Here is a 20,346-nt window from a genome sequence, read left to right as displayed (position 1 = left end):
CGCAATCGCATTCACTGAAGACTTGTCATGACCTTTCCTGTTGTACGCCACGCGGCCCTGACGTCGCTCGCGCTAGCTTTTACCTCCCCTTGCGCCCTCGCCGACAGCCCCATCGATTCGGCAGCTACTGCCAATACTGCCGTCATCATCACCGCCGCGCGCGCGCCGCAGCCGTCGATCGATGTCCTGAGCGACCATGTCTTGATCAGCGCGACCGACATTGCGCGCTCGGGCGCGGGCAATGTCGTCGACCTGCTGCAAAAGCAGCGCGGCATCGAAATCACCCGTAACGGCGGTCCGGGCGCGGCATCGCAAGTGTTCATCCGGGGCGGCGACCCCAAGCAGACCGTGGTGCTGGTCGACGGCGTGCGCATCGGCTCGTCCACCATCGGCATCGCCAACTGGGCCACCCTGCCGCTGGCGAACATCGACCGCGTCGAAATCGTCTACGGCCCGCTGGCCACCATGTACGGCGCCGACGCCATCGGCGGCGTGGTGCAGATCTTCACCCGGCGCGGCGCCGGTCCGGCCAGCGTGACGGCGTCCGTGGAAGCGGGCAGCGACAAGGCGCGCGCCATGACGTTCGGCGTGGCTGGCGCCAGCGAAGGCGAGAACAGCATCCACTACGCTTTTGGTGCGTCCAAGGACAAGGACGAAGGCTTCTCGGCCACCAAGCCGGGCGCCTCGTCGTATAACAAGGACAACGACGGCTACGCGCGCGACAGCGCCAGCGGCCAGTTGGGCATCGTGCTGGCCAAGGGCCATGAAGCGGGGCTGCTGTACCTGCACAGCCACCTGGCGTCGCAGTACGACTCCGGCCCGAACCCGTTCGACGTGCGCAGCGTGCAAAACATGGACAACATCGCCGTCTACTCCAAACACCAGTTCACGACAAGCTGGAAAATGAGCCTGCAGGCCTCCGAGGCCGACGACAAATCGGTCAACTTCACCAGCGCCACGGCCAGCAACCGCATCGACACGCGCGCGCACGCCTACAGCATGCAGCACGACATCGCCCTTGGAAGCGACCTGCTGCAACTGGTGCTCGAACGTCGCGTGGAAAGCGTGTTCGCCGACACCACGCGCGCCTTGAACGCCAGCCGCGCCACCAATTCGGTCGCCGCCGCCTACTCGGCGAAGCGCGGCAACCACCTGGCCAGCGCCAGCGCGCGGCGCGACGACAGCACCCAGTACGGCGACAAGACCACCGGCGGCATCGGCTATGGCTACAAGCTCACGCGCGCGCTGCGCGTGAACGCCAGCGCCGGCACCAGTTTTCGCGCACCGACCTTCAATGAACTGTATTACCCGGGCTACGGGGTCGATACCAACAAGCCGGAACAGGGTAAAAACGTCGAAGGCGGCGCCTACTACAACGACGGCACGACCGAGGCCAGCGCGATCTGGTACCGCAACCGCCTGACCGACCTGCTGGTCAACACCGGCAAATGCCCGGTGCAGCTCGATTCGCACCCGAACGGTTGCGCCTACAACGTCAACCGCGCCACGCTCGAAGGCGTCAGCCTCGGCGCGCGCACCCGCCTGGGCGATGTCGACATGAGCGGCTCGCTCGACTTCCAGGACCCGCGCGACGACACCACCGGCAAAAACCTGCAACGGCGCGCCAAGCGCCACGCCAAGTTCGCCGTGGAGTACAACGCGGGCGACCTGATCGCCGGCGTCGGCGTGCAGGTATCCGGCAAGCGCTTCGACGACCTGGCCAACCGCACCACGCTGCCCGGCTACGGCGTGGTGAACCTGTTTGCCTCGTACCGATTTGCCCACGACTGGTCAGCCGTGCTACGGTTGAACAACATCGCCGACAAACAATACGAACTGGCGCGCAATTACGCCACCGCGGGCCGCCAGGTGTTTGCCGGCATCCGCTACGGCATCCGTTAAGCACCATTAAGCACCAAACAGGAGTCGCATGCATCCGTTCTTTCGCACTATGCGCCACCGGGCCAGCGTCATCATCACCACGCTGACGCTGCTGGCATTGGCAAGCCTGGTCATCGCCGGGATGGTCGGCTCGGTGCCGGTCCCGCTGGCGGAGATGCCGGGCGCGCTCATCGCCCTTGCGAAAGGCGACACCTCGACCCTGGCCGCCACCCTGCTCGACCTGCGCCTGTCGCGCGCACTGGTGGCCTTTGTCACCGGCGGCGCGCTCGCGTTGGCCGGCGTGATGATGCAAGCCTTGCTGCGCAATCCGCTGGCCGAGCCGTATGTACTCGGCATCTCGGCCGGCGCCTCGGTCGGCGCGCTGGCCGCGCTGCTGTTCATGTGGGCCATGTGGATGGTCGACCTGGCCGCCTTCGTGGGCGCGGTGGCCGTCTCGATGCTGCTGTATATGCTGGCCCGGCGCGACTTGCGCGGCAACGCGGCGGCCGAAGGCGGCTCGTCGCTGCTGCTGCTGACCGGCGCCATTCTCTCCACCTCCTGCATTGCGCTGGTCACCCTGATGCTTTCGATTGCGCCCGAAAGCCGTCTGCGCAGCATGATTTTCTGGATGATCGGCGACATCGCCGGTGCGCCTTTGCGCCCGCTGCCGTGGATTGTGCTGGCCGTGGGCCTCGTGTTTGCCCTGCGCAGCGCCCGGTCGCTGAACGTGCTGGCGTTGCACGCGGAAGCCGCCGCCACCCTGGGCATCCGCGTCAGCGCCCTGCGCAAGGGACTGTTTTTCTGCTCCGGCATGTTGACCGCCAGCGCCGTGACCAGCGCCGGCAGCATCGGCTTCGTGGGCCTGATCGTGCCGCACGCCTGCCGTTTCGCCTGCGGACCCGATCACCGTCTGCTGATCCCCGCAGCCACCCTGGCCGGCGGCGCCTTCCTGGTGCTCGCCGATACTCTGGCGCGCACCGTGCTCGCGCCGCAGCAACTGCCGGTGGGCGTGATCACGGCGCTGATCGGCGCACCTGTCTTTTTGTACCAACTCCACCGGTTGAACCGCTCATGATGATCGAAGCGCGCCGATTACTACTCACCGCCGGCAGCCGCACCTTGGTGAAAAACCTCGACTGGCAGGTACAAAACGGGCAGTCGTGGTGCGTCATCGGTCGCAACGGCGCCGGCAAAAGCACGCTGATGCGCACCCTGGCCGGCTTGCGCGAGCCCGATGGCGGCAGCATCGCCATCGGCGCTCGCGCGCTCAAGGACTGGCCGCTCGAAGAACTGGCGCGCCAGCGCGCCTTTTTGCCGCAATCGCGCAGCGACGCCTTTGCCTACCGCGCCATCGAAACCGTGCTGGCGGCACGCCACCCGTACCATGCCAACCGCTACTGGGAAGGCAGCGACGACTACACCATCGCCCGTGCCGCCCTGGCGTCGATGGAAGTGGCCGACCTGGCCGAGCGCGACGTACGCACCCTGTCCGGCGGCGAGCGCCAGCGCGTGGCAATCGCCGCCATGCTGGCGCAGGACACGCCATTGCTGCTGCTGGACGAGCCGGCCAACGCGCTCGACCTGGCGCACCAGCACAGCGTGATGCGCCTGCTGGCAAAGCTGTGCCGCGAGCAGGGCAAGACGGTCGTCATGATCGGCCACGACCTGAACCTGGCGCACCAGGCGTCCAGCCATGCATTGCTGATGATGGGCGACGGCGAATGGCTGGCCGGCCCGGTCGACGAAGTGATGCAAGCGCCGGTCCTGAGCCGCTACCTGGGCCACCCGATTGAAGTCCTTCCCCACGGCAGCCGCCGTATTTTCATCCCAACCGAGGAATCCGCATGATTGACGACACCGCACACAGCGAACTGAATGAACGCCACCGCGTCCGCATGGAACGCAAGAAGGCCATCATCGACCAGAAGATCGCCGAGGCGCAGAAGGAAATCGGCATCATCATCGTCAACACCGGCAACGGCAAGGGCAAAAGTTCGAGCGGTTTCGGCATGGTGGTGCGCGCCATGGGGCACGGTATGAAGGTGGCCGTGGTCCAGTTCATCAAAGGCGCCATGTCGACCGGCGAAGAAAAATTCCTGCGCCGTTTTCCCGACGAAGTGAGTTTTCACGCGATGGGCGAAGGCTATACCTGGGACACCCAGAACCGCGAACGCGACATCGAAAAAGCCGAGCAAGCGTGGACGCTGGCCAAGGGCTTCCTGTCAGACCCGGCGATTGGGCTGGTGCTGTTCGACGAACTCAATATCGCGCTCAAGTATAAATACCTGGACGTCCACGCCGTCATCGCCGACCTGCTCGACCGGCCCGAGATGCAGCATGTGGTCATCACCGGGCGCGGCGCACCGGACGAACTGATTGCGATTGCCGACACCGTGACCGACATGACGGTCGTCAAGCACGCCTTCAAGGCCGGCATTGCAGCGCAGGCCGGGACGGAATTCTGATGAGCGATCACGCGGATGTGCGCGTACTGCTGGTGGCCGCCGTCTCGTCCGGCCAGGGCAAGACCACGGTGACGGCAGCCTTGGCGCGCGCGCTGGTGCGGCGCGGCCAGCGTGTACGCGTGTTCAAGTGCGGCCCCGACTTCATCGACCCGATGCTGCTCGAACGCGCCAGCGGTGCGCCGGTCGGTTCGCTCGACTTGTGGATGGTGGGCCGCGAACAGTGCCGCAGCCAGCTGGCCGCCGCCGCCCTTGACGCCGACGTGATCCTGATCGAAGGCGTCATGGGCCTGTACGACGGCACGCCCTCGTCGGCCGACCTGGCGCGCGAATTCGGCCTGCCGGTGCTGGCCGTGATCGACGCCTCGGCGATGGCGCAAACCGCCGGCGCGCTGGTGCTCGGCCTGCGCGACTACGGCCCTGTGGAGATGGCGGGCGTGATCGCCAACCGTGTCGCCAGCAAGGGGCACGCCGCCATGGTGGCCGCTTCGATGCGCGATATTCCACTGATCGCGGTGCTGCCGCGCCAGTCCAAGACCCTGCCCGAGCGCCATCTGGGCCTGGTGCTGCCGGGCGAAGTGCAGGATGTGGACGGCCTGCTCGACCAGCTGGCCGACCAGTTGGAGTTCGACGACGCCGCGTGGGCACGGTTGCGCAGCACCCGCATCGACCTCGGCGCGCGCATGGAAGCGCCAGCGCCGCTGCTGGCGGGGCGGACGATTGCCATTGCGCGCGACGCCACCTTTGCCTTTTTGTACCCGGCCAACCTGGCTACCTTGCGGGCACTGGGCGCCACCCTCGCCTTCTTTTCGCCGCTGGCCAACGAGCCGGTGCCGGAGCACGCCGACGCCGTCTATCTCCCGGGCGGTTATCCGGAGCTGCACGGCGAGACGCTGGCCGGCGCCGCGCGCTGGCGCGCATCGATCCGCGCCGCCCACGCGGACGGCATGCCGATCGTGGCCGAATGCGGCGGCATGATGGCGCTGGCCGGTTCGCTGGCCGACCAGGCGGGCACGGTGTGGCCGATGGCCGGCCTGCTCGAAGGAACGGTGACCATGCAGGCGCGCATCGCCGGTCTCGGCTCCCAAGGGCTGGAAACGCCGCACGGCGTCCTTCGCGGGCATACCTTTCACTACTCGCGGCTGGAAACGGCGCTCGCGCCAGGCGCGCACACGGTCAAGCACCCGAGCGGCGCCAGCGGCGAAGCGGTGTATCGTGCCGGCTCGTTGACGGCATCGTACTTCCACGCCTACTTTCCATCCTGCCCCGCCGCGGCGGCGGCCTTGTTCTCCAGGAGCGATGCATGACGACGACACTGATCCTGGGCGGCGCGCGCTCCGGCAAAAGCGCCTACGCCGAAAAACTGGCGCTCGAATCGGGCAAGGAAGTCGTCTACATCGCCACCGCGCGCGCCGGCGACGGCGAAATGGCCGTGCGCATCAAGACCCACCGTTCCAGCCGTCCGTGCAGCTGGACCACCATCGAAGAACCGCTGCTGCTCGGCGACGCCATCCTGCGCTGCAGCGAACCGGATACGCTGGTGCTGGTCGACTGCCTGACCCTGTGGCTGAGCAACCTGATTTTTTCGGCCGACCAGGATTTTCCGGAAGTGGGGGTGATCAATCTGCCCGACATTTTCTACGAACAGTGCGACGAGCTGCTGGCCGCCCTGCCGCAAGCGCCCGGCGACGTGATCATGGTGTCAAACGAAGTAGGCATGGGGATCGTGCCGTACGGCGCCCTGTCGCGCTGCTTTACCGACGAAGCCGGGCGACTGAACCAGGCCGTCGCCAAGGTCTGCGAGCGCGCCCTGTTCATCGTGGCCGGCATGCCGCTCACGCTCAAGGGCCAGGCATGCTGAGTGGCCTGACTCTGGCGCAGGTGGCGCTGCTGCTGGCAGGCGGCGTGCTGCTCGACCTGCTGCTGGGCGAAGCGCGGCGCTGGCATCCGCTGGTCGGCTTCGGCAACCTGGCGATGCGCATCGAGCGCGCGCTCAATCGCGGCAATGTGCGCTTCGTGCGCGGCGTGCTGGCGTGGACGCTGGCGGTGCTGCCGCTGGCGGCGCTCGGCGCGCTGCTGTGCCATGGCGCGGGGTTGGCAGCACATGCCTTTCTCCTGTATTTTTGCCTGGGCTTTCGCAGCCTGCGCGACCATAACCTGCCGATCGCGCAGGCGCTGGAAAGCGGCGACCTGGCGCAGGCGCGCCTGCTGACGGCGCGCATCGTCAGCCGCGACACCATGGAGGCCAGCGAAGCCGACCTGGCCAAGGCCAGCGCCGAATCGCTGCTCGAAAACGGCAACGATGCGGTGTTCGGCACCTTGTTCTGGTTCGTGGTGGCCGGCGGCGCGGGCGCGCTGCTGTTCCGCCTTGCCAATACGCTGGACGCGATGTGGGGCTACAAGAGCACGCGTTACCTGGCGTTCGGCTGGGCGGCGGCGCGCATCGACGATGTGCTGAACTACGTTCCGGCGCGCCTGACCGCGCTGTCGTACGTGCTGCTGGCCGATCACCGGCGCACGGCGTGGGAATGCTGGCGCGCGCAGGCGCCCGGCTGGCCGAGCCCGAACGCGGGGCCGGTGATGGCCAGCGGCGCCGGCGCGCTGGGACTGGCGCTGGGCGGCAGCGCCACCTACGACGGCGTGGCCGAACAGCGCCCCCCGCTGGGACGCGGGCGCGCCGCGCAGGCGGGCGATATCGCGCGCGCCTGGAAACTGGTGCGCGCCACCGCCACGCTGTGGCTGGGCGTGGCCGCAGCGGCGGCATTATTCATGGGAGCACTTCATGCTTGAACACGGCGGCAACCTGCGCGCGGCGTCGATCCGCTTCAACCGTCCGCTGGACGACTGGCTGGACTTGTCGACGGGACTGAACCCCACCTGGTATCCGGCGCCGCAACTGGCGGACAATGCGTGGCACCGCCTGCCGGAAACCGATCCTGAACTGGTGCGCGCGGCAAGCGCATTTTATGGCGCGCCGCGCATGCTGGCGGTGGCCGGCACCCAGGCCGCAATCCAGGCGCTGCCCCAATTGCGCGCTCCATCGCGCGTGGTGGTGGCCGCGCCCTCGTACGCCGAGCATGCGCACCACTGGGCACGGCACGGTCACAGCATGCGCGAGGTGGCGTACGACGCCTTGGACGCGGCGCTGCCGGAATGCGATGTGCTGGTGCTGTGCAATCCGAATAATCCGACCGGCGCGACCGTGGCCCCCGAGCGCTTGCTGGCCTGGGCCGCGCAACTGGGCCAGCGCGGCGGATGGCTGGTGGTCGACGAAGCCTTTGGCGACACCGCGCCGCACCTGACCGTGGCCGCGCACAGCGACCGCCCCGGCCTGATCGTCCTGCGCTCGGTCGGCAAGTTTTTTGGGCTGGCCGGCGTGCGCATGGGCTTTGTGGGCGCGCACGCGTCTTTGCTGTCGGACCTTGCCGGCTTGCTCGGGCCGTGGACAGTCAGCGGCCCGGCGCAGCAGGTGTCGACAAAAGCGTTGGACGATCGCGCATGGCAGGAGGCGATGCGCGCGCGCCTGGCCGGCGAAGGGACGCGTTTGCGCACGCTGCTCGCCGCGAACGGCATCGCCAGCACCGGCACCGACCTGTTTCAATGGTGGCCCGAAGCCCAAGCGGAGGCGTTCTGGCAGCACATGGCCGAACGCGGGATCTGGGTGCGGCTGTTCCCCAAGGCGGCGCGGGGCATTCGCCTCGGCCTGCCGGCGGATGAAAATGGATGGCGGCGCCTGGCGCTCGCACTGGAAGAATGGAACCGAGGATCATGATGAAATACCTGTTAGCCGCCTTTGCCGGCACGATCGCGCTGCACGCCGGCGCCGCCATCACGGTCCACGACGACGATGGCAAGAGCGTGACCCTGCAAAAACCCGCGCAGCGCGTGATTGCGCTGGCCCCGCACGTGACCGAGATGCTGTACGCGGCCGGCGGCGCGGAACGCCTGATCGCGGCCGTCGCCTACAGCGATTATCCGGAAGCGGCCAAGCGCCTGCCGCAGATGGGCAGCAACAGCGGCATCGACATGGAGCGCTTGGCAGCCTTGAAGCCCGACCTGATCGTGGTCTGGATGCACGGCAGTTCCGAACGCCAGATCGACCAGATTCGCGCGCTTGGCATTCCGTTGTTCCACAGCGAACCGCGCAAGCTCGATGACATCGCCAGCAACCTGACGCGCCTCGGGAAGCTGATGGGCACCGAGGCGGTGGCCGATCCGGCGGCCGCCGACCTGCGCAAGCGCCTCGGCGCGCTGCAAGCCAGGTACGCCAAGCGCGCGCCAGTGCGCATGTTCTATCAGGTGTGGGACAAGCCGCTGTACACCCTCAACGACGGCCATATCCTGAGCGACGCCATGCGCATGTGCGGCGGCGAGAACGTATTCGGCAAGCTGAAAGTAACCGCGCCCGTGGTCACGGTGGAAGCGGTGCTGCAGGAAGATCCGGAAGCGCTGTTCAGCGGCGAGCGCAGTCCCACCGATATTGGCCTGACCCTGTGGAAGCCGTACACCACCATGACGGCGGTCAAGCGCGGGAACCTGTTCAGCATCGACGGCAACCTGCTTAATCGTTCGGGACCGCGCATGATCGCCGGCGCCGAAATCCTGTGCGAGAAACTCGACATCGTGCGCCAGCGCAGGAGTAAACCTTGAGCCGCTTCCCCTACCACACCCTGATGGTGCAGGGGACCACGTCCGACGCCGGCAAGAGCACCGTGGCGGCGGCCCTGTGCCGCCTGCTGAAAAACGAAGGCATATCGGTGGCGCCGTTCAAGCCGCAGAACATGGCCTTGAACAGCGCGGTCACGGCCGACGGCGGTGAGATCGGTCGCGCCCAGGCCTTGCAGGCGATTGCCGCCGGCGTGGCGCCGCACACGGACATGAATCCGGTGCTGCTCAAGCCATCGAGTAACATCGGCGCGCAGGTGGTCATCCACGGCAAGGTACGCGCCGAAATGAATGCGCGCGACTACCATCAGTACAAGACCGTGGCGATGGGGGCCGTGCTCGAATCGTACGCGCGCCTGCGCCAGCAGTACCAGGCGATCGTGGTCGAAGGCGCGGGCAGCCCGGCGGAGATCAACCTGCGCGACCGCGACATCGCCAACATGGGCTTTGCCGAGGCGGTCGACTGCCCGGTGATCCTGGTGGCCGACATCGACCGTGGCGGCGTGTTCGCGCACATCGTCGGCACGCTCTCGTGCCTGTCGCAGAGTGAGCGCGACCGCACCATCGGTTTTGTGATCAACCGTTTTCGCGGCGATATTTCGCTGCTCGAACCGGGCCTGGACTGGCTGGAACAGCAGACCGGCAAGCCGGTACTGGCGGTGCTGCCCTACCTGCAAGGGCTGTTCCTCGACGCGGAAGACGCGGTGCAGGCGGTGCAAGCCTCGCGCGGGGCCTTCAAGGTGGTGGTGCCGTCGCTGCCGCGCATGAGCAATCACACCGACTTCGATGCGCTGCGCGTGCATCCGGATGTGGACTTGCAGTTCGTGCGCCAGAACGAGGCCAAGCCGGCCTGCGACCTGTTGATTATCCCGGGTAGCAAGAACACGCGCGGCGACCTGGCGTATCTGCTCGACCAGGGCTGGCGCGAGTACATCGACAAGCACCTGCGCTACGGCGGCAAGGTGATTGGCATTTGCGGCGGCTTCCAGATGCTGGGGCGCGAGGTGAGCGACCCGCACGGGGTGGAAGGCGACAGTGGCGTCACCGCTGGCCTCGCCCTGCTCGACCTGCGCACCGAACTGACCACCGAAAAACGCCTGGCCCAGGTGACGGGGCGCTGCGCTTTTGCGGACGCCGACGTGGCGGGCTACGAAATTCACATGGGCGTCTCCAGCGGCGCGGCGCTCGCCACGCCGGCCTTTCGCATCGAGGGCCGGGACGAAGGCGCGCGCTCGCGCGACGATCAGATCCTGGGCAGCTACCTGCACGGCCTGTTCGACCACCCGCAAGCGTGCGCCGCGCTGCTGCGCTGGGCGGGACTCGACAGCGACGCCACGGTGGACACCAGCGCACTGCGCGAGGCCAGCCTGGAGCGCATCGCGGAAGCCGCGCGCCCCTTGTACGATGCGCTGTGTGGGATAAAATAGAGCGCCCACGTGTTGCAAAAAGTCTGCCGCAGTTCTTGTTGGCGGTTAATGTACATACTACATGTGTAGAATTAGAGCAATAATTTACTCTCTGTGGACGTGCCATGTTGTCAATGATCAAGGTTGTGCAAACCTTTCCTTCGGTTCGGATTCCGTCCAGCTCGGGCGGACTGCCGGTTGAAGTGTCGCTGATCGCGCAACTGGTGCACGGCTCGGGCAATCATTTGTTCGCCAGCGTATCGGCGCGACAACAGCAGCACCAGGAGTTTGTCGACGAGCTCGACGAGCCATCGGCCAAGCTGGGCGGCACCGATTTCGACAAGGGCGATCCCACATCGCTGTATTCCTTCGTTGTCGGTCCGAAAGGGCATCCTTTCCACCGGCACGCCGGACATCGCATTTTCACGGCCATTTCGGGTAGCGGCGGCGCGCAGCTGCGCTTTTCCAGCGCGTCCACAGCGCAAATCGATGAGGACCCGCAGAGTTTCCTGCGCGCGCTTCAATGCATCAATATTCCGCCCGATTGCATGTTCACGGTGCGCTTCGGCGGCGAAACCTGGCATCAGTTCGCGCCGCTCACGCGCAACAGTCCGCATCCGGTGTTTTTTGCGCTGTCCTGTCACACTAACGAGCTCGGCGGCGACTTGTCCGAGGAATTGCGGCAACAGGTCATGGCGAACGAAGCCAGCATTCCCTCGCTGACCTCGCTGCTGCCACAAGCAGTGGCCGATTTGCTCGACGCGGCCATAGCCAAAGGGCAAGTCGCCACGGTCGATTTGTCGCTGGAAGCGCCGCCGGGCACCTTGCAACGCGCCATGTGCTACACGGCGCGCGGCAGCATCGGCACGATTCTCGGCAAATGGGGCGCATGGCGCCGTTCGAAAGGCTATGTGTCGCATCAGGGCGACGGCGCCGGAGTGCGCGAACTGGACGCCACGCCACCCGGTTCGCTGCTGCTCAAGCAATTCGAGGGCACGCCGTTTCATCACGAAGATACGTTCACCCTGACCATGCCGCTGGCGAATTTCCAGGAGACGAATGCGACGGCGCTGCTGACGCGGCTGCTCGACGGCTTCATGGAAAATCCGCCGCGCGGCGTCACCCGCATGATGGCGGTGCGCAATGTGTTGGTGCGGCCGATGGGTTTGCGCACCTCGTCGCTGGGCTGCCCGGTATCGTCGCTGCTCTCGCCCGACAAGAGCCGCCTGTTCGCGAACCGCTTTCCGGTGCTCGAACAAGGCACGGATGAACACAACACGCGCGCGCAGGTGGTGCTGGGCGCGGACGACAAGCATCTGTCGTTCCGCTCCTGCGTGGCGGCACGCATCGTCAAGGGCGGTCAGGTGGAGTTCAGCCTGGGTTCGCGGGTGCGCTGCAAGAACCTGTTCGGGCGCTTCTATATGTGGGCCATCGACCGGACGCACCGCGCGTATGTGACGCCGACCATGCTGCGCATGGCGGTCGAGCATGCGAAGGTATCGGTGGCGGCAGATAGCATGGACGGCGCAGCGGTGATCTTTCCCCAGTAAACGCCACGGTCGGCTGGCGCAGGCGAGCGGAAACAGGGTCGCGCCGCCGCCCTGCGCGGCCAGTTGGCGGTCATCGTCCGGGGTAGGCTTGAAAAATCAGCGTTTCTTGGGCTGCGCGTGCACGATGATATCGACATGGTTATCGTAAGAAAACCCCTTGATCGTATCTTGTAAATGAACGTGACCAAATTGATTGGCCTCCATGTCATGTGCTGCACCGATAAGAAATATCGCGATGCGCCTGAGCGTATCCGGGTTCGCAAGAATCGTTATCTCATCGAGTTGCTTACTCTTTTTGCTGCCGGTTGCGGTTCCTGCAACCCTAAAACTACGCATCGTTTTCATCATTTAAAACCCCGTGTTTTTAAGAATTCGTTCTCTGCACGGGTCACGTCTTCAATTCCCCTCGATAGCCGTGGCTCTGTTTACCGTCCGCGTCACTACAAGGCGGCCAAGGCCTGCTGCACCCAGCCGTACGACAGGCGCTCCTGCTCCATCCGGATACGCTCTCCGAACACATCGTCGCGCAGGGCCTCGAACAGTGCGAGCTCGTCGCGCGCCAACCTTGTCGGTTGCCCGGTGAAGCGCTTGTCGGCGTCCTCCTCTCCCCACAGCGCACGGTGCGCCATCAAGCCCGCACTGTCCATCAGGATCGAGCGCGCGCGCGGGACGCCGGCGCGCAGGCGGTCCAGGATGGCAAAGCCGTGGGTGTCGATATCGCCCCAGTAAAACACCTCGCGCGTGGCCAGCCAGCCCACGCCGGCCAGCCGCTCGACGCCGTAGCCGCCGCCGAAAATTACCATCGCATCCGGCATCTGCGGAAACGCCAGGCCGTTAATTTCGTTCTCTGTGATGAAGACGCGCCGCACCCGCGTTTGCAGCGCCACGAACTGCGCCAGCGGCACCGCCAGGTCCGACAAGCCGCCAATGGCATGCGCCGGATCGAGCACCCGAAAGCGCAGCAGCGCCGGTTTGCTCAATAATCCGTAACGCGCTTCGAACTGGCGCGCGCCAAACGCGTTCGCATCAATGGCATCGGGCGGCAGCACCAGATCGAGCAGTTCGGCCAGCATGGCTTTGCGCGTTTCGATGAATTTGCTGTCAACCCCGGCGATGTCGAGCTGGCGCAGGTACAGGCCGGGGCGCGGATGGGCGACGAACCATTCAAGGATCGCCAGGATGCGCTCCCACGCCTCGCTTTGCTCCATCACGGCCAGCGCGCGCCGCGCCAGCCAGCCGGCCAGTTGCGGAAAGAGCTTGATGGCGGCGGCGACAATCTGGTCGAAGCGGCGCGCATCAAGCTGGCGCCCGATCAGGCGCAGGGCGTCCGCATCGCTATCGAACACCACGCTGTCGGGAATGCGGTTACGCCCGAGCTGGCGGTGATTGATCTCGCGCCAGACGATCCGGTAGCCGTAGCCGCGCGCGGTTGTGCTGCCGGCGTCGAGTTCCCTGATCCATGCGCGTACCTCCTCGAAACGCTCGCCGGTTTGCGCCACGGTCGGCTGGCGCAGGCGCAGTTCAAGCGGGAACAGGGCCTCGCCGCTGACGCGCGCGGCCAGCAGGCGGCCATCGTCCCACAGCCGCTGGACCTGGGCGCGGATCGTCGCTGCGCTCGACCAGGCTGGCGCGGGGCTCATGCGGCACGCGCGCTGCGCTCAGCCTGGTACTGTTCGATCGTCAGGTAGCGCAGCTTCGACTGCCGTCCTTCTTCGCTGTGCACGAAGCCCAAACCCGAGACGTACGGTTCGATGATGTGAATCTTTTGCAGCGGCGTGACAATCAGCAGTTGCAGGTTCATGCGCTTGAACAGTTCCAGCCCGTAGCGCGCCGATTCGTCGGAGCCGCGCCCGAAAGCTTCATCGATGACCACGAAGCGGAAGGAGCGCGAGCGCACCACGCCCCACTCCAGGCCGAACTGGTAGGCCAGGCTGGCCGCCAGTACGGTGTAGGCCAGCTTTTCCTTCTGGCCGCCCGACTTGCCGCCGGCGTCGGTGTAGTGTTCGTGTTCGCGGCCGTCCTCGCGCCAGCGCTCGGACGCCGAGAACACGAACCAGTTGCGCACGTCGGTGACCTTGCGCGTCCAGCGCTTGTCCATCTCGGCCGTGCCTTCGCGACCGCGAAAGCGCTCGATGATACGTTTGACCTGCAAGAACTTCGCTTCCGAATACTCTTCGTCGGCCGATCCGGTCAGCGCGCCTTCGGTACAGCTGCGCAGGTCTTGCTGGAAGTCGCGCAGGTCGGCGTCGAGATTGCTCTCCGCTTCGAGCGCGATATAGCGGTTCGGGTTGTAGTCGATCTGGTGCAGCGAGGCGTTGATGGTGTCGATGCGCTCGCGGATGGTTTCGCGCTCGCGCTTGAGCTGCGACTGGAAGCCGGCGATCTCGCGGATGGTGTTTTCGTTGAGCAGTTCCTTGAAGCGCCCGGCGAAGCGCGGCAGGTCGTCGGCCTGCAAGACCGCCAGCATCTTGCGAAATTCGGCGGCGGCGTCGATGCTCACATCGACCTCGCGCGCGTCCAGCGGCCAGGCCTTGGTGTAGCTTTCCATGGCGCGGATGATTGCGTCGCGCAGGTTGCCGATTTTCTTCTGCTCCGCGTCGATCCGGTTTTGCAGTTCGTGGCGCATTTCCTTTTCGCGGTTCTCGCACGATTCGACCGTGAGCGTATGCTCGCCCAGCACCTCGGTGCGCAAGGCGTCGAGCACGGGAAAATACTGCTCGCGCGCTTGCTCCGGCGTTGCATCGAGCAAGGTGGCGCAGTCGTCCAGGGCGGCCCCGGCCACTTCCAGCTTTTCGACCGTCCGTGCGTGCTCAATGGTGGCGTTGTTGAACTGCTCTTGCGTCGTTACCTGCGCCTCGGTCAGCTCGGCGAATTGCTGCTCCAGGGTGCGCAGCAGGTCGGACGACGCGGCCAGTGCCTCCCGCTCGCGTTCGAGCGCGTCGATGGTGGACAGGAGCGGCTTCCAATCGAGTTCACTGAAATTGACGTAGGTCGCCAGTTGGTTCCAGTTGCCCAGCAAGGCGTTCTGGCGATCGACCTCGCCTTTCACCGACGCGATTTTCGCGGCATGCGCCTGTATGCGGGTGGACAGGTCGCGTTCCTGCTTGGCCAGCGCGGCGATCTTGCCTTCGTTCGACCATCCCAGCACATAGCGCGAGCGGTCGTCGATGCGGTGACGGTCATCTTTTTCGTGGCGCTCGCCGCCGGCCTTGACCTGGCCGTTACGGGTGACGGCGCGCTTCTCGCGGCGGAACTGGTCGAGCGTGTCGCAGCAGGCATGGTCGTAGCGGCGCGCCAGTTCGGCGTCGATCCAGCCGTAGAAGGGCGAGTCGGGCTTGATCGCCAACTTGCGCGCCAGCGCATCCGGGTGCAGGCCGTGGTGGTCGGCCGTGACGTTGGCGCGCACGCGGAAATACACCAGCCGGTTACCCAGGTTGGTCGCGTCGACCCAGTCCGCCACCGCCCGGTAATGCGCTTCCGGCACCAGCAGCGACAGGCCGAAGCTGTGCAGCATGCGCTCGGCCGCGCCTTCCCATGCGCGTTCTTCGTCCCGCACCTGGATCAATTCTCCGATGAAGGGCAAGGCATCCGGTGCGATGCGCAGTGCGTCGCACAGCGCGGCGCGCAGGGCCAGCATCTGGCTGGTGATGTTGGAGCGGCGCTGGCGCAGCGATTCGAGTTCGGTGGTGATGGCGCCGTGCTGGTCGCGCAGTTCGTGCAGGCTCACGCCCGCCATCATCAACGTGTTTTGCGCGTCGTCGCGGCGCGCGATGCAGCCGGCCTTGCCGTCATCGATGGCGCGCCGGTTGGCGTCGAACACGCCCGCATCGGCCGCGCCGGGCAGGCCCACGGCCCCAGCGAGCGCGTTGTACACGTCAGAACGGCGCGTGCGTTCGTCGCGCATGGCTTGCAAGCGCTTGATCTCGCCCTTGATTTGCTCGATGCGGTTGCCGCCGTTGGCCGCGATGGCCTGCGCGATGTCGTCGCGCCGCAGCATCTGGTTGCGCTGTTCTTCCTTCAGGCGCTCGAGCCGCCCGGCCAGTTTGTCGCGCTCCGACTGCAGCAAAGCGATGCGTTTCTCGAGCAGCTCGCCTTTGAGATGGGCGAACCACGGGCGCAGCGCTTCGCGGCAACCGCGCAGCTGGCTGGCTTGTTCTTGCAGCACCTCGTGGCGGGTACAGTCGTCCACCAGGGGCGTGAGCTGGTCGATCTGCAGCTTGGCCTTGAGCACCGCTTCGTGCGCGCGATTGAGGTCGTCGAAGTGGGCGATCAGGGCGCTGATGCGCGCCTCCACCGGAAAAGCTTCAAGCATGTGGTCGCGCACGAAGTCGGTCAGGTTGCCGACCGATTTCATCGACACCGTCTGGTGGAACAGGTCCATCGCCTGTTCGCTGGCGATGCCGAAGCGGCGCCGGAAGTCGGCGCCGTAAGGCGGAAAGCTCTCGTGCAGGGTGACGCCGGCCAGCGCGCGCAGGCGCTTGCGCAGTTGCGCGATATCGGTGCCGAAGCCGGCGAAGTGCTCGGCCACCGACAGCGCGCCGTCGGCGACGACATAAAAGCGTTCGGGCTGGCCGTGCGGATTCTTGAACCAGAATACCTGCGCCAGGGTGACGGTCTGGTCGAAGCCTTCGTTGTGAAACACGCCGAGGATCACCGAGTAGCTGTTGTGATCGCGCAGGGCGACGGCGCGCGCGGCCAGGCCGCTGTCGCCGCGTTCGGACTTGTAGTTGCCCATGACGTAGGTGCGCAGGCTGCGTTCGCGCGCGTCGGCGCCGGCCGCCTTGTTGTAGGCGATCTTCTGGGCCGGCACCAGCAAGGTGGTGATGGCGTCGACCAGGGTCGACTTGCCGGAGCCGATATCGCCGGTCAGCAGCATGTTGTCGCCGCCCGGGTGCAGGCGCCAGACGCGTTCGTGGAAGGTGCCCCAGTTGAACACCTCGAAGTGGCGCAGCCGGAAGCCCGCGCGCTCGAGCGCCGGGTCGCCGCCATCGGTTGCGGGAATATCGACCACGGGCGCCTGGGTCATGCTTCCTCCTCGCCGCTGGCGGCGTGGGCGGCGTAAGCGGCTAGGCGCTGTTCGAAATCGGCCAACCATTGAGCGTCCACAAACGCCTTGAGGATGCGGCGCACTTCGAACTGGTTTTCCTGGCCGCGCAGGCGGTGCAAAAAGCCCAGCTCGACAACCTTGTTCAGGTGCGCGTCCATGCGGTCGAGCAGGCGCGCTTCGTTGCCTGTCTGCGGCAAAAACAGGCGCACTTGTTCGGCGATCTGGTCACGGTCGATGACGAGGCGCGTTTCGCCGCCGGTGGCGTCGAATTCGGCCAGTTTCTTGCGCAGCAGGGCCAGGATCAGGCTGACCGGGTAGCTGAGCTGGCGCCGCTGGACCAGGCGCGGCAGTTCCGGTTCGCCCGCCACCAAGGGGCGCTGGCGCAGGTAGGCGTAGCCTTCGGCGTCATCGAGAATGAGTTCGAGGCCGATGGTAGCGGTGTAGTCGCGCACGCGCGCCTGCAGCTCCATCAGCGCCTGCCACAGGGCGCTGTCGGTGTCGCGGTACAGCACCGCCTGGAACAGCGCGACCAGCAGCTGGCCGAGGCGGTTTTGGTCGTTGGGAGTGGTCGGTTCAGGGGTCATGCCGCGTAAATGATAAGGGGGAGCGTGGCCTGGCGCCGGCGCCCGGTGTCGTCAAGCCAGTCGACGGTTTCAGACTGATTGTCGTCGATGGCGGCGTGCATGTCCTGGGTGGCCAGCTTGAGATAGGTGGCCAGTTCGGCCAAGCCCTGTTCGATCGGATACTCGCGCGCCAGGGCGCCGAGCGAGACTTGCTGGCGCGTCTGCAGCGCGCGCCGGATGTTCGACATCAGGCGCAACTGGTCCACGTAGATTTGCTCGAACAGCGCGTCGGTCGCGATTTCGACGCCGTCGTCGCTGACGATCTGCTGCGTGATCTTCGGCTTGAACGGCGGATTGTACAAGGTGCGGTCCATCGACATGGCCAGCGAGGGCGCCGCTTCGTCGATTTCCATGAAGGCGCGTTCGTCGACCTGGCCGCGCAGGGCCAGGGCTTTCTGTTCGATGTCACGGATCAGCTGCATGATGCGGCGGTTTTCCAGCCATGCCTGGTCGTCCAGATAGCGCCGCAGCTGTTCCGACAGGCGCGCAACGGTGCGCTGGGTGACTTCGCCGGCTTCGAGCCAGTCGTAGTGGATGCGCTGCAAGCGAGCGTCCGGATGCAGCTCGCGTACCGGTCCGAGCTTGAGCACCGCGTCGAGCAGGCTGGTAAGTTCGTCCTGGCGCGAAGGGGACATCAACAGGTCCCAGAAGGCGCGGAAGCTGCGCCCTTCGTCGGTATCGGCGATCAGGTCGCGCTGGCCGAAGATCGCTTGCAGCAGTTCACCCTTGCTGCCGTCCCAGGTGGCGATGTGTTCGCGCACCTGGCGGTCGAGCGTGCGAAAGTTGGTGTCGACCGCGCGGAAGTCCGACAGCAGGTCGCGCGCGGTGGCGGCCATTTGCAGGAAGCGCTCGCGTACCTGGGTCGGGTCCATCAACGCGAATTTGCCGGCGCTGATGTCGGCGATTTCGACATCGATGTCGGCCTTGCGGCGTTTCAGTTCGGCGATGCGGGCGCGCGGATCGAGTTCGCTGCCGTCGACAATCTGGTGTAGCAGGTCGAATACCGTCATCAGGCGCGACTCGGTGCCGATAAAGTCGCGCTGGCCGAGGTTCTGGAGCCATTCGAGCGCCTGCTCGGTGGCCGAGGCGAGGTCGTAGTGCGCTTCGTCGTCGCCGGGCGGGTAGTATTTGCGCAGCCAGCCACGTTCGTCGGAGGCCCAATCGTCGAGGTAGGCCGTGGCGGCTTTGGGGAACAGGATCTCGCCGGCGCTTTGGTGCAGATGGTACAGGTGGTCGTCCAGCTGCGACGCCAGTTGCTGACGGCCGATAGTGCGCTGGTTGGGTGCGACGAAACTCGTGTGCAGGAAGCTCGCGATCATCGCGGCGTTGTCGGCGCCGAGCAGGCGCCATGCGGGATGCGTGCGCCGCTGCGTTACGAGTTGCTGGTAGTCCATCACTATGGGAATTGGTTCGGCATGAGCGATACTTTATCATTAAAGATTGCGCTGCCGGTGCTAATCGCTCTTCGGCTCCACGGTCAGGACAATCGCCATCGCCCAGGTGGCGTCACTCAATGGCCACCGGAGCAGCTTGGCCTGATCCCCCACCATCTGCGACTCCCACAGGGCGTACAGCTTACGCTCGTAACCGGGAAAACGCACGCTCTGGCAGGCCAGCGGTCCGCCATCGAGGTTGAGCGCAACCTTCAGGTCGAGCGGCGACTCTTTCAGAAATTGCGCCAGGCGGGCCAGCGAAAAGAAGGCGTCCTTGGTGGTACCGATGATGATCCGCCCCTGCCGGTCTTGCGCCACGAAACTGCGGTTGGCCAGCCAGCGGCTGTCGGCTTTCACGTGGGTCTGTCCATCCTCGCCGATCAGGAGGGGATAGGACACCATGGCGTTGCTGGCCCCAGCGAGCGCCTCCTGCCATTTGCCGTCGCGCAGATCGCGCACGCCTGCGCCATGTTCGTCGGCGACGAAGGCACCGGCGCGGGCATTGTAGCGGCTCGGCCCCATCACCGTTCCCTCGCTGATGAAGGGCGTGTCGGGCAAGCCTTTGAGGCCGAAGAAGCTGCCGTTGACGATCAGGCGCGCTTGCGGCACTGCATGCTCCCATTCATCGATGCCCTTGTCGCCGGCCGGTGCATTGCGCACGACAAAGCGATACTGCGCGGGATCGATACGCGCCAGCAGGATGCTGTCGACCTCACGGCCATCAACCATAACCGGCAACTCGGTCACCTCGAATCCTTTTTCGCGTTCCTGCCAGGTCATCGGCCCGGACGTTGCCTTTGGCGCCGGCACAGTGAGCGCAATGCGCATCGCGGGCGACAGGCGGGGATCGTCCGGCGTGACATTGACCCAGTAGGTGCCACCGCGGCGCCACAGCACGTTGAAACCGTAGGCCCCGTTGCGCTCCCATATCCAGCAGCAAACGCCCGCGGCAGCGAGCAGCAACAGCGCCAGGCAGGCCATGAGGCGGCGATGTTTCAGGATCGATCGTATTTTCACTTTTTGCCTTATTCCAAAAATCGGCAACATTGCCAGTGGAACCAAGATAGCCTGGCAGTGTGCAGTGCGAATGAAGGCTGTGTGAAGTGGAGTAAATGACGAAAACGCGGACGAAAAAAAAACCCGGTTTGCACCAGCGCGATCTTGAACGCGCTTGGGCTTACCGGGGTCTTTCTCTTATAACTAGCCTGACGATGACCTACTTTCACACTGGTTGCAGCACTATCATCGGCGTAAAATCGTTTCACGGTCCTGTTCGGGA

Annotated in this window: 17 protein-coding genes; 11 read left to right on the top strand and 6 right to left on the bottom strand. The window is 65.6% G+C overall.

Going from position 1 to position 20,346, the window contains the following annotated elements; translation table 11 throughout:
* The first annotated feature begins 27 nt into the window (after positions 1–27).
* From F2P46_RS33355 to F2P46_RS33305, 11 genes are all read left to right on the top strand, one after another.
* The gene (locus F2P46_RS33355) at positions 28–1,902 is read left to right on the top strand and encodes a TonB-dependent receptor (RefSeq protein ID WP_166898515.1); all 1,875 of its coding nucleotides are present in this window, start codon (positions 28–30) and stop codon (positions 1,900–1,902) included.
* Between the two features lie 28 nt (positions 1,903–1,930).
* The gene (locus tag F2P46_RS33350) at positions 1,931–2,956 is read left to right on the top strand and encodes an iron ABC transporter permease (RefSeq protein ID WP_166898513.1); all 1,026 of its coding nucleotides are present in this window, start codon (positions 1,931–1,933) and stop codon (positions 2,954–2,956) included.
* The gene (locus F2P46_RS33345) at positions 2,956–3,729 is read left to right on the top strand and encodes an ABC transporter ATP-binding protein (protein ID WP_166898533.1); all 774 of its coding nucleotides are present in this window, start codon (positions 2,956–2,958) and stop codon (positions 3,727–3,729) included. Before F2P46_RS33350 ends, F2P46_RS33345 begins: the two co-directional genes overlap by 1 nt.
* Positions 3,726–4,346, top strand: a complete 621-nt coding sequence (gene cobO / locus F2P46_RS33340) for a cob(I)yrinic acid a,c-diamide adenosyltransferase (protein ID WP_166898511.1) — start codon at positions 3,726–3,728, stop codon at positions 4,344–4,346. Before F2P46_RS33345 ends, cobO begins: the two co-directional genes overlap by 4 nt.
* Positions 4,346–5,650 (top strand): cobyrinate a,c-diamide synthase, encoded by a 1,305-nt coding sequence (locus F2P46_RS33335; protein WP_166898510.1) that lies wholly within the window; start codon positions 4,346–4,348, stop codon positions 5,648–5,650. The genes cobO and F2P46_RS33335 overlap by 1 nt, the downstream gene beginning before the upstream one ends.
* The gene (gene cobU / locus F2P46_RS33330) at positions 5,647–6,204 is read left to right on the top strand and encodes a bifunctional adenosylcobinamide kinase/adenosylcobinamide-phosphate guanylyltransferase (protein ID WP_166898508.1); all 558 of its coding nucleotides are present in this window, start codon (positions 5,647–5,649) and stop codon (positions 6,202–6,204) included. Before F2P46_RS33335 ends, cobU begins: the two co-directional genes overlap by 4 nt.
* Positions 6,198–7,133: an adenosylcobinamide-phosphate synthase CbiB gene (gene cbiB, locus F2P46_RS33325; protein ID WP_166898506.1), complete on the top strand. Its 936-nt coding sequence runs from the start codon at positions 6,198–6,200 to the stop codon at positions 7,131–7,133. Before cobU ends, cbiB begins: the two co-directional genes overlap by 7 nt.
* Positions 7,126–8,115: a threonine-phosphate decarboxylase CobD gene (gene cobD / locus F2P46_RS33320; protein WP_166898504.1), complete on the top strand. Its 990-nt coding sequence runs from the start codon at positions 7,126–7,128 to the stop codon at positions 8,113–8,115. The genes cbiB and cobD overlap by 8 nt, the downstream gene beginning before the upstream one ends.
* Positions 8,115–8,993, top strand: a complete 879-nt coding sequence (locus F2P46_RS33315; protein WP_166898503.1) for a cobalamin-binding protein — start codon at positions 8,115–8,117, stop codon at positions 8,991–8,993. Before cobD ends, F2P46_RS33315 begins: the two co-directional genes overlap by 1 nt.
* The gene (locus F2P46_RS33310; protein WP_166898501.1) at positions 8,990–10,435 is read left to right on the top strand and encodes a cobyric acid synthase; all 1,446 of its coding nucleotides are present in this window, start codon (positions 8,990–8,992) and stop codon (positions 10,433–10,435) included. The genes F2P46_RS33315 and F2P46_RS33310 overlap by 4 nt, the downstream gene beginning before the upstream one ends.
* Before the next feature lie 104 nt (positions 10,436–10,539).
* Positions 10,540–11,964, top strand: coding sequence for a DUF2867 domain-containing protein (locus tag F2P46_RS33305; RefSeq protein WP_166898499.1), 1,425 nt, complete (start codon positions 10,540–10,542; stop codon positions 11,962–11,964).
* A 96-nt stretch (positions 11,965–12,060) separates the two neighbouring features.
* Here the strand turns inward: F2P46_RS33305 and F2P46_RS33300 are convergent, their stop codons facing one another.
* The 6 genes from F2P46_RS33300 to F2P46_RS33275 all read right to left on the bottom strand — a co-directional run bounded on the left by F2P46_RS33300 (position 12,061) and on the right by F2P46_RS33275 (position 20,084).
* Entirely contained in the window at positions 12,061–12,312 is a 252-nt protein-coding gene (locus tag F2P46_RS33300) for a hypothetical protein (RefSeq protein WP_166898489.1), read from the bottom strand.
* Positions 12,313–12,404: 92 nt separating this feature from the next.
* Entirely contained in the window at positions 12,405–13,604 is a 1,200-nt protein-coding gene (locus tag F2P46_RS33295) for a DUF3322 domain-containing protein (protein WP_166898498.1), read from the bottom strand.
* Positions 13,601–16,990, bottom strand: a complete 3,390-nt coding sequence (locus F2P46_RS33290; protein WP_166898496.1) for an ATP-binding protein — start codon at positions 16,988–16,990, stop codon at positions 13,601–13,603. Before F2P46_RS33290 ends, F2P46_RS33295 begins: the two co-directional genes overlap by 4 nt.
* Positions 16,987–17,595, bottom strand: coding sequence for a DUF4194 domain-containing protein (locus F2P46_RS33285; protein ID WP_166898495.1), 609 nt, complete (start codon positions 17,593–17,595; stop codon positions 16,987–16,989). Before F2P46_RS33285 ends, F2P46_RS33290 begins: the two co-directional genes overlap by 4 nt.
* Positions 17,592–19,028, bottom strand: a complete 1,437-nt coding sequence (locus F2P46_RS33280; RefSeq protein ID WP_166898493.1) for a DUF3375 domain-containing protein — start codon at positions 19,026–19,028, stop codon at positions 17,592–17,594. Before F2P46_RS33280 ends, F2P46_RS33285 begins: the two co-directional genes overlap by 4 nt.
* Positions 19,029–19,088: 60 nt before the next feature.
* Entirely contained in the window at positions 19,089–20,084 is a 996-nt protein-coding gene (locus tag F2P46_RS33275) for a phosphodiester glycosidase family protein (RefSeq protein ID WP_208296881.1), read from the bottom strand.
* Positions 20,085–20,346 lie beyond the last annotated feature (262 nt).

This window comes from Massilia sp. CCM 8734 (assembly GCF_011682155.1).
Taxonomy (GTDB): domain Bacteria; phylum Pseudomonadota; class Gammaproteobacteria; order Burkholderiales; family Burkholderiaceae_D; genus Telluria_A; species Telluria_A rubra.
Note: the sequence above shows the minus strand (reverse complement) of the source record. Positions and strands in the feature narration are given on the sequence as shown.

What these genes read in the sequence shown, in the direction of transcription:
- F2P46_RS33355 (WP_166898515.1), top strand. Translation starts at nt 28, where the DNA reads ATGACCTTTCCTGTTGTACGCCACGCGGCCCTGACGTCGCTCGCGCTA.
- F2P46_RS33350 (WP_166898513.1), top strand. Translation starts at nt 1,931, where the DNA reads ATGCATCCGTTCTTTCGCACTATGCGCCACCGGGCCAGCGTCATCATC.
- F2P46_RS33345 (WP_166898533.1), top strand. Translation starts at nt 2,956, where the DNA reads ATGATCGAAGCGCGCCGATTACTACTCACCGCCGGCAGCCGCACCTTG.
- cobO (WP_166898511.1), top strand. Translation starts at nt 3,726, where the DNA reads ATGATTGACGACACCGCACACAGCGAACTGAATGAACGCCACCGCGTC.
- F2P46_RS33335 (WP_166898510.1), top strand. Translation starts at nt 4,346, where the DNA reads ATGAGCGATCACGCGGATGTGCGCGTACTGCTGGTGGCCGCCGTCTCG.
- cobU (WP_166898508.1), top strand. Translation starts at nt 5,647, where the DNA reads ATGACGACGACACTGATCCTGGGCGGCGCGCGCTCCGGCAAAAGCGCC.
- cbiB (WP_166898506.1), top strand. Translation starts at nt 6,198, where the DNA reads ATGCTGAGTGGCCTGACTCTGGCGCAGGTGGCGCTGCTGCTGGCAGGC.
- cobD (WP_166898504.1), top strand. Translation starts at nt 7,126, where the DNA reads ATGCTTGAACACGGCGGCAACCTGCGCGCGGCGTCGATCCGCTTCAAC.
- F2P46_RS33315 (WP_166898503.1), top strand. Translation starts at nt 8,115, where the DNA reads ATGAAATACCTGTTAGCCGCCTTTGCCGGCACGATCGCGCTGCACGCC.
- F2P46_RS33305 (WP_166898499.1), top strand. Translation starts at nt 10,540, where the DNA reads ATGTTGTCAATGATCAAGGTTGTGCAAACCTTTCCTTCGGTTCGGATT.
- F2P46_RS33300 (WP_166898489.1), bottom strand. Translation starts at nt 12,312, where the DNA reads ATGATGAAAACGATGCGTAGTTTTAGGGTTGCAGGAACCGCAACCGGC.
- F2P46_RS33295 (WP_166898498.1), bottom strand. Translation starts at nt 13,604, where the DNA reads ATGAGCCCCGCGCCAGCCTGGTCGAGCGCAGCGACGATCCGCGCCCAG.
- F2P46_RS33290 (WP_166898496.1), bottom strand. Translation starts at nt 16,990, where the DNA reads ATGACCCAGGCGCCCGTGGTCGATATTCCCGCAACCGATGGCGGCGAC.
- F2P46_RS33285 (WP_166898495.1), bottom strand. Translation starts at nt 17,595, where the DNA reads ATGACCCCTGAACCGACCACTCCCAACGACCAAAACCGCCTCGGCCAG.
- F2P46_RS33280 (WP_166898493.1), bottom strand. Translation starts at nt 19,028, where the DNA reads ATGGACTACCAGCAACTCGTAACGCAGCGGCGCACGCATCCCGCATGG.